Source organism: Mesorhizobium sp. B3-1-9 (assembly GCF_006439595.1).
Classification (GTDB): Bacteria; Pseudomonadota; Alphaproteobacteria; order Rhizobiales; family Rhizobiaceae; genus Mesorhizobium.
The window spans coordinates 310,769-325,914 of sequence record NZ_VFTJ01000004.1 but is presented as its reverse complement, the minus strand read 5'-3'; the positions used below and the strand labels follow the sequence as shown (position 1 = coordinate 325,914).

Genomic DNA, 15,146 nt, shown 5'->3' with positions numbered 1-15,146 from the left:
GCGCGCCGTTTCTGGGACGATGGCAGATGCGACGATGAGCTTAATTGGCTCGAACGCGACGCGCTTTGGGAGGAGCGATCATGGCCGCCGACACACCTTTGTGGACCCCGACGCAGGAGCGGATCGACGCAGCGCCTTTGACCGCGTTCATGAAGGCCGCGCAAGTGAAGGCCGAGTTGTCGTTCTCCGGCTATGCCGAACTCCATCGCTGGTCGATCGACGACCGCGAAGCCTTTTGGAGCCTGGTCTGGGATTTCTGCGGGCTTGTCGGCGACAAGGGCGAGCGGCACCTCGTCGACGGCGAGAAGATGCCCGGCGCCAGCTTCTTTCCCGACGCTAGGCTCAATTTCGCCGAGAACCTTTTGCAGAAGACCGGCGGCGGCCCGGCCATCGTCTTCCGCGGCGAGGACAAGGTCGAGCGGCGGCTCTCCTGGAACGAGCTCCATGCGCTGATTTCGCGGCTGCAGCAGCTCTTCCTGTCGCTCGGCGTCAAGGCCGGCGACCGCGTCGCCGCCATGATGCCGAATATGCCCGAGACGATCGCGGCGATGCTGGCGGCAAGCTCGATCGGCGCCGTCTGGTCGTCATGCTCTCCCGATTTCGGCGAGCAGGGCGTGCTCGACCGCTTCGGCCAGATCGAGCCGGTCGTCTTCATCGCGCCGGACGGCTATTGGTACAACGGCAAGGCAATCGAGGTGGCCGACAAGGTGCGCGCCGTGGCCGAGAAACTCTCGAGCGTCCGCAAGGTGCTCATCGTCGACTATCTCGGCACCTCGAGCGATGTCGCCGCCACCATCGACAAGGCAGCCGCGCTCGAAGAGGCGCTTTCGCCCTTTGCCGCCAGGACTGTCAGCTTCGAGCGGCTGCCCTTCGCCCATCCGCTCTACATCCTGTTCTCCTCGGGCACGACCGGCATCCCGAAATGCATCGTGCATTCGGCCGGCGGCACGCTGATCCAGCACGTCAAGGAGCACCGGCTGCATGCCGGCCTGCTCGACGGCGATCACCTGTTCTATTTCACCACCTGCGGCTGGATGATGTGGAACTGGCTGGTCTCGGGCCTCGCCTCGGGTGCGACGCTTTTGCTCTATGACGGCTCGCCCTTCTACCCCGACGGCAATGTGCTGTTCGATTTCGCCGATGCCGAGAAGATGACCTATTTCGGCACCTCGGCCAAATTCATCGATTCGGTGCGCAAGGCCGGTCTGAAGCCGATCGCGAGCCACGATCTGTCGAGCGTGCGCACCATCTCTTCCACCGGCTCGCCATTGTCGCCGGAGGATTTCCGTTTCGTCTATGACGGGATCAAGAAGGACGTGCATCTGGCCTCGATCTCGGGCGGCACCGACATCGTGTCCTGCTTCGTGCTCGGCGTGCCGACCGAGCCGGTCTGGAGCGGCGAGATCCAGGGCCCAGGCCTTGGCCTGGCGGTCGACGTCTGGGACGACGACGGCAAGTCGATCCGGCAGGAGAAGGGCGAGCTTGTCTGCACTAGGGCTTTCCCGTCGATGCCGATCGGTTTCTGGAACGACCCCGAAGGCAAGAAATATCACGCGGCCTATTTCGAGCGTTTCGACAATGTCTGGTGCCATGGCGACTTCGCCGAATGGACGGCCCATGACGGCATGATCATCCACGGCCGGTCCGACGCCACGCTCAATCCGGGCGGGGTCAGGATCGGTACGGCCGAGATCTACAACCAGGTCGAGCAGATGCCGGAAATCCTCGAGGCGCTCTGCATCGGCCAGGATTTCGACAACGACGTGCGCGTCGTGCTGTTCGTGCGGCTGGCTGCTGGCGTGACCCTCAACGAAGATCTGGAAAAGCGCATCCGCGCCAGGATCCGCACCGGCGCCAGCCCGCGTCACGTGCCGGCCAGGATCGTCGCCGTCACAGACATCCCGCGCACCAAGTCCGGCAAGATCACCGAGCTCGCGGTGCGCGACGTGGTCCACGGCCGCACTGTGAAGAACAAGGAAGCGCTCGCCAATCCCGAGGCGCTGGAGCTGTTCCGCGACCTGCCGCAGCTTGCGGGCTGACGGCATGCCGTGGTTAACGAAATCTGTCCGGCGAATTTACCTAGATTTCACGGGTGGTACACATTCGTAAATTTTTTTGACACCCGGTAAGGACTTGTTAAGGGACGACCCCGATAGTCGCGTGTAACTTGAGGGAGAAATCCCGTTCCTCGTCCCTGAGGTTCAGCTCAAGCCCCCGTTGTGACAGCATCCCATTTCTCAAGGCGTCCCCCAGGACGCCTTTTTCTTTGGCGCGGCTCGTCGGCAGGTTACTCCGCGAGCACGCGGGTCGACGGGAAGGCGACCTCGACCAGGGTTCCTTCGCCAGGCGTCGAGGTGATGGCGAAACGGGCGCGGTTCGCCTCCACCATGGCCTTGGTGAGGGGCAGGCCAAGGCCAGTGCCGTCGCCGCGTCCGCGCTTCAACGCGTTGATCTGCTTGAACGGTTTCAGCGCCTGCTCGATCTCGGCCTGGGTCATGCCGATGCCGGTGTCGCGCACGCGCATGACGACATCGCCCGAGGCTTCGTAAGCGGTCGAGACGATCACCTGGCCGCCGGCCTGGGTGTAGCGGATGGCGTTGGACAGGACGTTCAGGGCGATCTGGCGCACGCTTCTCAGGTCCGCCACCACTTCCGGCAACCGCGAGGCGAAGCTGGAGCGGATGATGACGCGTTCGCGATTGGCCTGCGGCTGCATCATCGCCACCGTCTCGGCCAGCGTGTCGTTGAGCGACACCGCCTCGTAATCCATCTCCTGCTGACCGGCCTCGATCTTCGAGATGTCGAGCAGGTCGTTGACGAGGTCGAGCACATGGTTGCCCGAGCGGTTGATGTCGCGCAGATAGTCGCGATAGCGGTCGTTGGTGATCGGGCCGAATTTCTCGTCCACCATCAGCTCGGAAAAGCCGATGATGGCGTTGAGCGGGGTGCGGATCTCATGGCTGATGCGGGCCAGGAAATCCGTCTTCTGCGAGGAGGCGCGCTCGGCCACCGCGCGCGCTTGCGTCAGGTCTTCCTCGGCACGCTTCCATTGCGTGATATCGCGCACCACGGCGCAGAAGCCGCTGTCGTTGGGCAACCGGCCGATGGTCATGAACAGCGGAATGAAACGTCCCTGCGCCTCGCGGCCGATGACCTCGCGACCGTCATTCAAGACGCTCGCCACCCCCGGCTCCGAAAGGCCGGCGAGATAGTCGCGCGCCGCGCGCTGGCTCTCGATGGCGAACAGCGAGGCAAAGGGCTTGCCGGCGACCTCGTCGCTGTCGAAACCGAACAGCGCCTCCGCCGGCCGGCTGATCGAGCGGATGTCGCCGTCGCGGCCGATTAGCACGACGCCGTCCGTGGCGGTGTCGATAATGGTGCGCATTTCCGCAATGCGCGACTTCAGTTCCGGCACGTCCGGCTGCAGCGCCGGTTCGTCATTGGCGGCGGTGAAATGCGCCGCGTCGTCCTCGCCGGAACGCCGCACCACCAGCATCAGCGCCTTGCCGCCGCGCCACGGCACTGAGCGCAGCAGCGCATCGATCGGGAATTCCTGGCCGTTGCGGGTCTTGAGCTTCAGCGAGTGGTCGCTTTCGTCCGCCGCGGTGTCCTCGGCATATGGATCGGCGAAGAGCGCGCCCAGGCCGCCCGCATCCGCGAGGTCGTCCAGCGCCCCGTAGCCGGTGAGTTCGAGGAAGGCTTCGTTGGCATAATGCAGCACGTCGCCCGAATGGATGAGCAGCGGCACCGGCAGCCTGGCGAGGATGGGTGTATCGGGCGCCTTGGCTTCCTCTCCGGTTGAAAAAGCGGACGGCACGAAACCCGACAGTTTGAGCGGCGGCACGTCGAGGCGCGGCCGCGCCGGCGCTGCCGCTTCTTCCGGCTGTTCTTCCGCCGCCGCCGCGGTATTCGCGTCGGAGCCTGCCCAATCCTCATTGTCTTGCGCATCGCGGAAATCGTCGGCGGTCATGCTGTCGTCGTTGGCCGTCGCGTCGAGGCCGGACTGCCCGGCCGCGACCGGCTCTGCCTCAGGCTGTTCGACCGGCTGCCGCGGTTCCGTGGAAGCAGATTCGTCGGCCTGACGGGTGCCCTCTGCCTGCTCGGGCTGGGAAACCGGCGCGACGCCGGCGTCTTCCGTGGGTTTCTCGCCATCGGCATAGTTGAGCAGCGAGCCGGAAACCGCCGAGGTCTCGGCCTGGCCGGTGTCGTCTGCCTCGGCGGCGCCATCGATGCCATCGAGCCGCGCCAGGTCTTCCTGGTCTCCCGCTTCGGTCTCCGCTTCCGCGGTCTCCGCATCTGCCTTCGCGTCATCGGCTTCCGGGGCTTGCGCTGCGGATGCCAAGCTCGCTTCCCGCTCGGAACCGTCGTCCGCCGCTGTGCCGGGCGCAAGCGGCTGGTTTGCGTCGGCCCTCGCTTCGTTGGCCGGTTCCTTCACCGTCGCCGCGCCCTCGCCGGCGGCGGCCGCATCTGGCTGCTTGTAGGCTTCGGCGGCGCGTTCCTCGGCAGGGGCGGAACTGTCCTTGCGCAGCCGCTCGCCGATCTCGCGGAAGGCGCTGCGCTCGAGGATCGACAGGCTCCTCTGATTTGCCGGCGTGTCGCTTCCCGGCTGCTTGTCGTTGGCCGGCTGGCGATGCTCGGCCAGCCTTATCACCTTGTCGGCAAAGCGCCGCTCCGGCTTCGGCACGATGGTCAATGCCGGCACTTCGCCCTGGAAGGGGTCTTCAGGCTTCGGCTGTTCGGTCTGTTCCGAGCCTGGCTGCTCGACCGACGGCTCGGCCCCGGCAGCAACGGCTCCGGCTGGTGCGGCATTCGGCACCAGGGCCACGCCAAGCGCCTCCGGATCGGCCACGGCGTCGGCGCTGCGCGCGACGCCGAAGCCGCGAAACCCCTCGAAGGCGCGGCTGCGGCCATAGACGGGCAGCGCCGCCAGATCGACGGGGATCTTCAGGCCGGTTCCGGCCACCGGCCACAGCACCGAGCGGCCGGACCAGGTATCGCGCCGGTCGAGCAGGCCGGCGATCTCGCCCGAGGCGTCGAGGCCGAAAGTGGCTGCAACATCCTTGAAGCGGCGGCCGATCACATCGGCGGCAGGCTGGCCGACGATGTCGGCGAATTCGGGCGACAGCGCGCTGAACCGGCCTTCGGCGTCGGTGCGCCAGACGAAGCGCAATGGCGGCGCGGAGCGGTCGATGTCGCGGGGCGGGGTCGGCTGGGCGGGTGTGGCGGTTTCGCGTGCGGCGGTTTCGCCGCCATCCTGCCCTTGACCTTTGGCCGTGGCGGCGCCCTCCGGTGCCTCCTCCGCCGGCGCTGCCGGTTGAGCATGTCCGGTGTCCTCGTTGCCGGCATTGAAGTACCAATGATCGTGCTGGCCGGCGCGGGCATCGGCGGCCTGCCGGCTGGTGTCGGCGGCGTCGGCCTGATGGTCGGTCCGGGTAGACCGCTGGTCCGCCAGGGTCCGGCTCTCCGCGTCGGGCCGTGCGTCGCCGTCGGGAGCCTCCGGCGTTGGCTCGGCCCCTTCGCCGGCCGCCACGATAGGCATTGGGTTGTCCTGGACAGGCTGAGGCTCGGGCTCGATTGCCGGGCTTTCACCTGGCGGCGGGGCGTTAACCGCCTCGGGCGCCGCAACTTGCTGATCGCCGGTCTGATCGCCCCGGTCGGCGACCGGCTGATCGTCTTGGCCGCCACCGGAGTCGTCGAGTTGGTCCTCGTCGATCACCACCAGCAGATGGCGCGTATCGGTGAGCCGTGCAAACCCGGCCGGATAGGAGGTGTTGGTGCCCGGCACGAGGCGTTTGACGACGCGGTCGCCGCTGCTTGCCACATCCGCAACCAGGGCAGCCAGCGTCCGCGGCTCGATGCCGAGCGCCGCAAAGCCGTCCGAGGCTGCTTCGACATCGCCTTGGGCGTCGACGAAGGCAATGAAATGCCCGGCCTCGGTAAAGCCGCCGATTGCACGGCTGGCGATTTCGCTGGCGCTGCGCGAACTGGTCTGCGCCGCCGGTACCGCCAGCATGATTGCCGTCTCGCCGTCCGGCATCGTCACGGCGCTGGCCAGGAAGCCGGCTGCGCGGCTCACCATGCCGGTGGCCAGCCTCACCGTGATGGCGCGATCGCTGCCGATGTTGGGAAAGCCGCTGGTCGCCATGATCTGCCGGCGCGCGACCAACGGCAGCCGCGCTGAGGCGCCGATGATGGCCTCGATATCCGGATAGCCGAACATCGACGCCCCCGGTCCGTTCGCCCAGATCACCTGTTCGAGGTCGGTCGATAAAATGGCCAGCGCGTCGCCGGCGGCAAAGCGCTGGCGCACCGCGTCGAGTACGGCAACGTCGAGGAAGGAGTAGTTTTCAGGCGGCATGCGCTGGCCAACCCTCCGGAGCGGGCATTTTTTCAGTTAACGCTTTGTTAATAAAAGCCTGTGGCCCCAAGGTCCACAAGCCTAGGCTTGCATGGGTCGAAATCTCTGGGCTCTTGGTTAACGGCCCTATGGCTGACGTCGGGGAAGATTTTATGGTGCGGTGCAACAAAGATATTGCAATGCACAAAAAACCCTTTATATTGCCATCATACATGAACGAGACGGCTTTCTGTCAAAGCCGCTGCCCCGAAAGGTTGGAAAATGTCCAAGACCACTGCCAAGACTGCCGAGACCATCGAGAACGTTGAATTCCCGAGCTTCGACGCTTCCAAGGCCTCCGATCAGATCCGCGCCTTCGCCGAGAAGGGCGTCGAGCAGTCGAAGGAAGCCTATGCCAAGCTGAAGACCGGCGCCGAGGAGACCCAGAAGGTTCTGGAGTCGACTTACGAGACCGCCAAGACCGTGTCCAGCGACGTTTCGCTGAAGGCCATCGCTGCGCTGCGCGCCAATGCCGAGGCCAGCTTCTCGCACCTCGAAGCCCTGGTCGGCGCCAAGACCCTTTCGGAAGTCGTCGAGCTGCAGACCTCCTTCCTGCGCAAGCGCGTCGAAATGGCCGTCGAGCAGGCCAAGGAGTTCCAGGCCGTTACCACCAAGGCGGTCGAGGACGTCTCCAAGCCGGTAAAGAGCGCCTTTGAGAAGGCGATGAAGGACGCCAAGGCTGCCTGATTTTCGCGCACAACCCTGCAATGCATCAAAACGTCGCATTTCGTCAGACAAATAGTCGTGCGATAGGGTTGAACAACCAGATACCCGGGGATGGAACCTCCTCCCTCCGTTTCCGGGGTGACCAGCCAGCACCTCCTCCCGCTGGCTCGTAACAGGAAAAGGCCGGCACCTCCTCCCGCCGGCCTTTTCTTTTGCCTTGACGACGGCGGATGAGGAAACCCGTCCTTTCCCTTATCAAAGCCCTTGAATTAGAATCCGATAGCCCGTATTTGACGCATCGCCGAACGACAGAGCGGATCGCGGAGAAAGAAGCTTCCTCGATCCCGCTTAGGCAAGCGCGCCGTTGTAGCTCAGCTGGTTAGAGCGCCGGATTGTGGATCCGGAGGTCGCTGGTTCGATCCCAGCCAACGGTACCATCGGGCTATTCGCTAAGTCACTTATGTTGCTAACGAATTTCCGATTGTCGCTTCTGTCCACCTTCCAACGTTTCCTGCTCCTCGACCTGGCTTCCCCACACATAGCTCCGTTACATGAGGCCGGAATGCCTGCGATCGATGCATGCGGTAAACGGCGGCAACGGCGTGCATACAGGACGGTTTGCGGATCAGATCACCGCTTCGAGCTTTTTGCAGCCGTCAAACGGTTTGTCGCTCGTTCAGTTGATACGGCAATTTCAATAGCCGGCGGGTTAAGGAGCGGCCCAGCAGGCGCGGGGGTGACTTGGACGGCCGCTGGGCCTGACCAGCGTTTTGGGCGGTGCCGGCTAGAACGACCTTTAGTCCCTATTCATGAAATTGCTAATTTAGCCAAAAGGATGCTTTGTTGCGTCAGTCTCAGCTCGGCCAAGGCTACTTGAATTCCTGCGCAAACAATGAGCGCCAGCCGCCAAGGTTTGTGCCTTGGATTACGTCTGACTAATGCGTGTCGCGCAAAGTGTGCAGCGGTTTTGCGATAACGACATGCATGAAAACAAAGCCTTAAAGCGCCTGAATCCGCTTCAGCGCGACGCGCTTTTAAGTCGCGTCCTGCCTATATGGCCGTGCACGCAGCGTGGGCAATGCGTTCTCTGACAAATAGACCAGAGCCGACCCAGCGAATCCATTGTCACGGCCAAGCTACCCGCCGCGTTCCGCATGACGAACCGTCAAGTCAGGCGTAGACCTGCCTAAGCGAGGACTTGCCTACTTCCGAAACCGGCAGCGGGAAAGCTTCGACCTGTCCCCCGGTCTTGTCCAGATACTGCATCAACGCCGTGACCAGGTGGTAGAAGATGCTCGCGGGGACCTCCGTCGCCACTGACCTTCCGCGCTCATCAATCCTGTCGACCCATAAGCCAAGCGGTGCGGGATCGATATGCCATCTGAAGAGCCGGGCGACGCGCGCTTCGATCTCGGGTTTCAAATCAGGCCCGCCAATACCATCAAGGGCAACTGCCGCCTTGATCGCCTCGCATTGCGGCCAGCTTCGCGAAAGCCGGTCGAGGGGCAGTCCGTGGCGCGAGACGGCTGCATAGGCCAGACCCGTGGCCCGGTTCAAACCGCTGGCAACCGCCGAGGAATAGAGCTTTCTCGCATATGCTACCAAGTCCTTCTGGCCGCTCGCCCGCGCGAAATCGACGAGGAGAGAGGCCCATTCGAAATGGTGCCCTGGTTCGGTCCACTGTCCATCGTCCCCCGGCAACGGCAGCCAATCGACGTCGAAGCGTTCTCCAACTGTCCAGCTCTCCTGGTCGAAGAAATGGCATCGGAAGAGATCGATGACGCGTGCCGCGCGACGCAGATATGCGCGCTCGCCCGTGACCCCATGCCAGGCAAGGAAGGATTCCAGCATGTGCATGTGCGGGTTCGAGAACCGCGCCCCGCTCCAGACGGGGCTCTCGAGGAAGCCGTTCAGGCTGCCGTCCTCGAGATGCGTGTCGATGAAATGAAATGTCTCTTGTGCAAGCCGCAGGGCGTCCTGGTGGCCGCATCGATGAGCATGGGCAAGCGCCAGCAGCACGCAGGCTTGGTCGTAGGCATCCTCCGCCGGGTCAGCCACGCTGCCGTTGCAATTTAGGGTGCGTACCCAGCCGCCGCGGTCGGTGCGACCGTATTTCGCGATGAAGTCGATCCCGTGGTTGATAAGTTTGTCGGCGGGTCCAGGCCAACCGCGTTCCTTGGCCACCGCGAAAGCGTAGATCTGACGAGCCATCGTCCGCGTGCGCTTGGGCTTGCGTAGCGGCCTCGCGTCAAAACCGAGCGACTCATGGAATCCGCCATACACGTCGTCAACGCCTGCAGTGGACCACACCGGCAGGGTTTCGTTGAAAAGCCAGTGCTCGACGCGCTTGCGCCATGACCCGCTGACGATGACCCGGTCTTCCGACGCTGTTAACTTGGTCTCGAGTCGTCCGCTCTTCTCCAACTGTTCGACAACCTTCTTGACGTTCTGGCTGTGGCTGACGGGGGCGACGAATACCGCGTCTGGCGTTGCCACCACGGCTACATCCTTCATTCCAATGACGGTCAGCAGCCTGCCCTGGCTTCGAAGGTAGGAACTGCTGCAGTCCATCGCGACGACGTCCCCCATCGCGACGTTGCCGTCGCTGTCGGTCGGGCTGGCTTCGAGCAGCGACTGCCACGATCCAAGATCATTCCAGCGGAAGGAGGCCGTAACCATCGCGGTATCGTGGGCATGCTCCATGACGGCGTAATCGATCGAGGTCGACGGGACAGCCGAGTAGAAACTCTGTGGCAGGTAGATGCCCGAAACGTCGTCCCGTGCGGTCTTATGGGCCCGTTCGGCGCTGTCCCAGATGTCTGGCCGGAACTCGAGAAATGCTCGCCGCATCGTGTCTGCGCGAAACAGGAAGATGCCGGCGTTCCAATAGAACCTTCCCGACGACGCATATTGGCGAGCTGTCTCGGCATTGGGCTTCTCGACAAAGCGCGCAACGGCGGCCACGCCGTCGGCATTTGCCGCAACCTCGATGTAACCGTACCCGGTTTCCGGATGTGTCGGCCTGATGCCGAATATGACAAGGCGTCCTGACTCGGCCACAGGCCGGCCCACCTCGACCGTTTCCCAGAATTGCGCCTCGGTTGATATCTCATGATCGGAGGGGACCACGAGCACAAGCGCGTCACCGCCATGCTCGAAGATCGTTTGCAGGGTGGCTATAGCGACTGCCGCGGCGGTATTGCGGCCAACTGGCTCAAAAATCGGTCTGCCGCCGTCCAAGCCGAGTGGACCGATGTCGGAAATAACGCGATCGGCATGCCGCTCGGACGCTATCAGGTAGATTGGGGTCTCACCTCCGGGCCGGGCCTTGAGACGCCGGACGGTCTTCGCAAGCATGGATCCGTCGCCGGAAAGGTCGTGGAATTGCTTGGGATTGTCTTCGCGCGAGAGCGGCCAAAGCCGTGAACCAACGCCCCCGCTCATGACAAAACATACGATCCGGCCCGGCATGGTCCAGTTCCTCTCAGAATGTCTGATTGTAGGCGCCGATTTCTGGATTGCGGCACAGGACAGAATCGAGAGCCCGGAACGCCACGGAATAACCGCGGAAGTCATGGCCGGTGACGATGTCAGGGCCTACGCCCATTCGATGGATCATGGTGCCGGGCCCCATGCCGAGCGCCTGTACCTCCATCAAGTTGCGCTCGGGCTCTTGCTCGGAGCCCGGATGCCCGAACCACCAACGCGCGTCGTATTCGCGGAAGCCAGTGGCCCTGATGAGAGCACTGGTTTCGAAGGCGACTGTGTTCGACTTGGCCTGGCCGACTATGTTGAGCGTCACGGTTTCTGATCCGCAATTGCGTGCGGTACGATCCTAACATGCAGCCGGGTCCAGGCTCTCTTCATGAATTGGGGGTAGCCCAAATGCCCCGGTTCACACCCCCTCATACAATTGAAGCATGCCTGCCGACGGCCGCAAGGATGTCTCGTGCGCTTTTTAACGGTCTCGCAGCGCTTCCTGCTTGTATTTCGCCAGCGGCGAGAGAAAGTAGCCGATGATACTGCGCGCGCCGGTCTTGATCTCGATCGTCACCGCCATGCCCGGACCGAGCTTGACGAGCTTGTCGTCCACCTGCATGTACGCACGGTCAAGCGAAACGCGTGCGGCATATTCCAGTTCCTGACCCCTCGGCTCACTGTCGCTCTGCTCTGCGCCCGATACGCGGTCGTTCGAATCGCTCTGCCTCTCGCGAGGTATGGCGTCCGGTGACACGCTGAGCACTTCTCCATGAAGAAGCCCGTAGCGGGTGAAGTTGAATGTGTCGACCTTGATTTCCGTCTTCTGTCCCGGGTGGACGAATCCGATATCTCGGTTGGAGAGCATGGCCTCGATTTCGAGATGGCTCTCGCTCGGAACCACCACGGCCAGTGGCTGAGCAGGCGTAACCACGCCTCCCACCGTGTGAATGGCGAGTTGTTGCACGACGCCGTCGACCGGCGCGGTCAATCGTTGGAGCTTCGTGCGCTGCTCTGCCTTGATCTCCTCCTGCTCGGCACTCTCAACCCTTTGGTCGGCTTTCGCGAGTGCGTCATAGGTCGCGCGCCGATACTCCGCGGCGGTCTTTTCCTTCGTCTCCCTTAGCACCGCGATGGCTGCATCGGCTTCGCGCAGCCGGCTCTGCTGCAGGTTGAGATCCTGCTGAAGGCCGACCAACTCCTGATACTCGGAGAGATAGTCGACCTTCGAAGCAAGCGCGTTGTCGACGAGCTTCTTGCGAATGTCGACTCGCTCCTGCAGCACGGGCGTCGTCGCCTGGAGCTTCGCGACGCTTGCCAAAGTAGTCGATCGTTCTGCTTCCCTCTGATTCTGCTGGCGCTCGATCTCCGCGAGCTTGGCGTTCTGTTCGCCGACCTGACTGATCAGAAATTGACGATGCATCTCGATCTCCCCGGCGCCCGCGCCCTGCGGCGGCCGGAAGGCCGCGAGCGGATTCTCCGCGAGCGCCGCGCGCAGCCGGGCGACGTCGAGTTCGGCCGAAAGAAGATCGCTCTTCTGGCGCTGCTGGTCGGCTTCCGTCATGGTCGGGTCCAGCTCGATCAGCACGTCGCCGGCCTTCACGCTCTGTCCATCGCGTACGTTGATGGCGCGGACAACGCCCGTCTCGAATGGCTGAATCAGCTTGCTGCGCCCGTCTGGCACGATCTTGCCCGTCGCGGTTGCGACGATATCGATGCTGCCCAACGATGCCCACACCAGCGCGACGCAGAAGACAGCGACGATACTCGCCGCGATCGCGCGGCCGATCGGTGACGGCGGCGTTTCGGTGATTTCGAGCGCTGCCGGCAGGAACGCAACTTCGTGCTCCCGGCGGCGAACTTGGGCTCTCGGAAATGGGACGATGTTTCGGCTAGCGGACGTCATGGATGCCAGCTTGCAGATAGTGTAGGTTTGCGTAGCGCCCGTTCGAGCGGATTAGGTCATCATGGGTGCCATCCTCGACGATGCGTCCATGCTCGATCGTGATGATCCGGTTCGCGTGGCGCACGGTCGAGAGCCGATGAGCGATGACGAAGACGGTTCGGCCGGCAGAAATTCGTTTCATGTTCTGCTGAATGGCGCGCTCGCTTTCGTAATCCAGGGCGCTGGTCGCCTCATCGAGGATGAGGATGCGCGGATCGGTAATGAGTGCCCGGGCGATTGCGACACGCTGGCGTTGCCCGCCGGAAAGACTGCTGCCGCGTTCGCCCACGATGGTGTCATAGCCCTCGGGCAGCTCCAGGATGAAATCGTGAGCGCCGGCAAGCGAGGCCGCTGCAATGACGCGCTCCATGGGCATAGCCGGATCAGCGAGCGCGATGTTCTCGCGAATGGATCGGTTGAAGAGCACGTTCTCTTGCAAGACTACGCCGATCTGGCGTCGAAGCCAGGTTAGGTCGACCATCGCCAGATCGACGCCATCGACCAGCACGCGTCCACTCTCCGGCACATAGAGCCGCTGTATCAGCTTGGCGATGGTGCTCTTGCCCGAGCCCGAGGAGCCCACGATGCCGATGACCTGACCGGACTCGACGCTGAACGATACATCGTGCAGCACCTCGGGGCCGTCGACTCGGTAGCGGAAAGTCGCGTGCTCGAATGTCACCTGCCCGCGGATCGCCGGCAGTGCGGCGCGGCCGGGATTGAAGCTTGGCTCGGGAATGGTGTTGAGGATATCGCCGAGACGATCGATCGACAGGCGGGCCTGATGGAAATCCTGCCAGATCTGCGCGAGCCGCAGCACAGGCATGCTCACGCGCGCGGCCAGCATATTGAATGCGACGAGTTCGCCGACGGTCAGGCCGCCGCCGATCACGAGCTTGGCGCCGAAGTAAAGGGTTGCGGCGACGACCAGCTTGTTGATCATCTGCACCGCCTGGCTCGCCGTATTGTTCAGGCTGAGCACGCGGAAGCTTGCGGTCACATAGGCGGCGAGCTGCTCCTCCCAGCGGCGCTGCATCTGCGGCTCGACCGCCATGGCCTTCAGCGTCTCGACGCCCGTGACGGTCTCGACCAGGAAAGCTTGATTCTCCGAGCCGCGATCGAACTTCTCATCAAGGCGCCGGCGAAACAGCGGCGCAGCTCCCGCAGAAATGCCGATGTAGAATGGGAACGACGACAGGACGATCAGCGTCAACGGAGTCGTGTAATAGAACATCACCGCAATGAAAACGACGGTGAAGATGAGATCGATCACAAGCGTGAGCGCCGAGCTCGTCAGGAACTGCCGGATATTCTCGAGCTCGCGGACGCGTGCGACTGAATCCCCGACGCGGCGTGTCTGGAAATATGCGATCGGCAACGCCATCAGGTGACGAAACAGCCGGGCGCCGAGCTCGACGTCGATGCGGTTCGTCGTGTGCGCGAACAGATAGACGCGCAGCGTGCCGAGAACAGTTTCGAAAACGGTCAGCGCGATAAGGCCCGCGACCAGGACGTCGAGCGTGCTCATGCTTCGATGCACGAGCACCTTGTCGATGACCACCTGGAAAAACAGCGGCGAGATGAGGGCAAAGATCTGAAGGAAGAATGACGCGATCAGCACTTCGCCGAGAAGATGGCGGTACTTGTGGACCGCGCCGAGAAACCAGCCGATGTCAAACCGCCGCGACAGGTCCGTCAGGGCTGCGCGCCGGGTCATCAGGATGATGTCGCCGTCCCATATGGACTCAAGTTCGGCCCGGGTCATTGTAATGGGTTGCGGCGACGATGGGCGCTGAACGAGGAGCTTGTCGTCGACGACTTTGCCGAGGATCAGGAATCCACCGTCCCGAAGCACGGCGATTCCCGGCAGCGGAGTAATCGCAAGCCGATTCCAGCTCGTCCTCTGTGCCCGAGCCTTGAGTCCGAAATCTTTTGCACAGCGCAGGACTTCGGTAACACCCACTCGCGCCGCGCCCATGCGATGCCGGATTTGGTCAGGCTCGGCCGCGATGCCATGGCAACGCAGCAATATCGCCAAGGCGATGAGCCCTGAGTCATCGCCGCTCTCAGATGCAGTGCTCGCCGCCTGGGCGGCCTTATCGCCTTGATCGGCGAAACGAGCACGCATCAAGATATCGCAGGCGCGCCGTGCCAGATCACGCCCACGGCCAATAAGGGCATGAAGCGCCCGCTGCGCAATGCTCTGTGATCCAGCCAAGATCAAACGGCCGTCCCAGATTGCTTCGAATTCCGCGCGGGTGATCAGCTTCGCATTTGACGAGGGCGGATGCAGCACAACCGCGCCTTTGTCGCTGACCTTTCCGAGAAGCAGAAATCCGCCATCATGCAGTGAAGCGAGGCCGGGCAACCGGATACCCGCAAGTTGTTTCCACCGTGTCTTGCGCGAACCGACCTTAAGCCCGAACTCTCGGGCGCAACGAAGCATCGCGCGGATGCCGATTGCACCGCCGCCGCCACAGCGATCGCGGATCTGGTCGGGCTTAGCGTTTACGCCATGAAAGCGAAGGAACAGAGCCAAGGCTCGAAATCCAAAGTCTGCGGCGTGGGCATTCTCGTTCTGCATCGCCATTCCGGCTTAACCCTTCGCGGATACGCGTCCGCGTTCGATGTTCCTTCTCAGCACAAACTTGACGGTGCCGC

General features: G+C 63.1%; 6 protein-coding genes, 1 tRNA gene and 1 pseudogene. 3 read left to right on the top strand and 5 right to left on the bottom strand.

Features of this window, described 5'->3' with window-relative positions:
• The first annotated feature begins 80 nt into the window (after positions 1 to 80).
• Positions 81 to 2,039: an acetoacetate--CoA ligase gene (locus FJW07_RS09985; RefSeq protein WP_140856112.1), complete on the top strand. Its 1,959-nt coding sequence runs from the start codon at positions 81 to 83 to the stop codon at positions 2,037 to 2,039.
• 248 nt (positions 2,040 to 2,287) lie between these two features.
• On the opposite strand, the gene FJW07_RS09980 is transcribed toward FJW07_RS09985, so the two are convergent.
• Positions 2,288 to 6,358 carry a PAS domain S-box protein gene (locus tag FJW07_RS09980; RefSeq protein ID WP_140856111.1) on the bottom strand — a complete coding sequence of 1,357 codons (4,071 nt, stop codon included), beginning with the start codon at positions 6,356 to 6,358 and terminating at the stop codon, positions 2,288 to 2,290.
• A gap of 261 nt (positions 6,359 to 6,619) precedes the next feature.
• Here FJW07_RS09980 and FJW07_RS09975 point away from each other — a divergent pair, with 261 nt between their 5' ends.
• Both FJW07_RS09975 and FJW07_RS09970 read left to right on the top strand, forming a co-directional pair.
• The gene (locus FJW07_RS09975; RefSeq protein WP_140709953.1) at positions 6,620 to 7,084 is read left to right on the top strand and encodes a phasin; all 465 of its coding nucleotides are present in this window, start codon (positions 6,620 to 6,622) and stop codon (positions 7,082 to 7,084) included.
• 339 nt (positions 7,085 to 7,423) lie between these two features.
• A tRNA-His gene (locus tag FJW07_RS09970) sits at positions 7,424 to 7,500 on the top strand.
• 733 nt (positions 7,501 to 8,233) lie between these two features.
• Here FJW07_RS09970 and FJW07_RS09965 read toward each other — a convergent pair.
• The 4 genes and pseudogenes from FJW07_RS09965 to FJW07_RS09950 all read right to left on the bottom strand — a co-directional run bounded on the left by FJW07_RS09965 (position 8,234) and on the right by FJW07_RS09950 (position 15,075).
• Positions 8,234 to 10,534, bottom strand: coding sequence for an AGE family epimerase/isomerase (locus tag FJW07_RS09965; protein ID WP_140856109.1), 2,301 nt, complete (start codon positions 10,532 to 10,534; stop codon positions 8,234 to 8,236).
• Between the two features lie 55 nt (positions 10,535 to 10,589).
• Positions 10,590 to 10,865, bottom strand: a pseudogene (locus FJW07_RS09960) (phosphomannomutase/phosphoglucomutase); the annotation flags it as partial.
• Positions 10,866 to 11,021: 156 nt separating this feature from the next.
• Positions 11,022 to 12,446 carry an HlyD family type I secretion periplasmic adaptor subunit gene (locus FJW07_RS09955; protein WP_140856105.1) on the bottom strand — a complete coding sequence of 475 codons (1,425 nt, stop codon included), beginning with the start codon at positions 12,444 to 12,446 and terminating at the stop codon, positions 11,022 to 11,024.
• Positions 12,433 to 15,075 (bottom strand): type I secretion system permease/ATPase, encoded by a 2,643-nt coding sequence (locus FJW07_RS09950; protein ID WP_181182604.1) that lies wholly within the window; start codon positions 15,073 to 15,075, stop codon positions 12,433 to 12,435. Before FJW07_RS09950 ends, FJW07_RS09955 begins: the two co-directional genes overlap by 14 nt.
• Positions 15,076 to 15,146 lie beyond the last annotated feature (71 nt).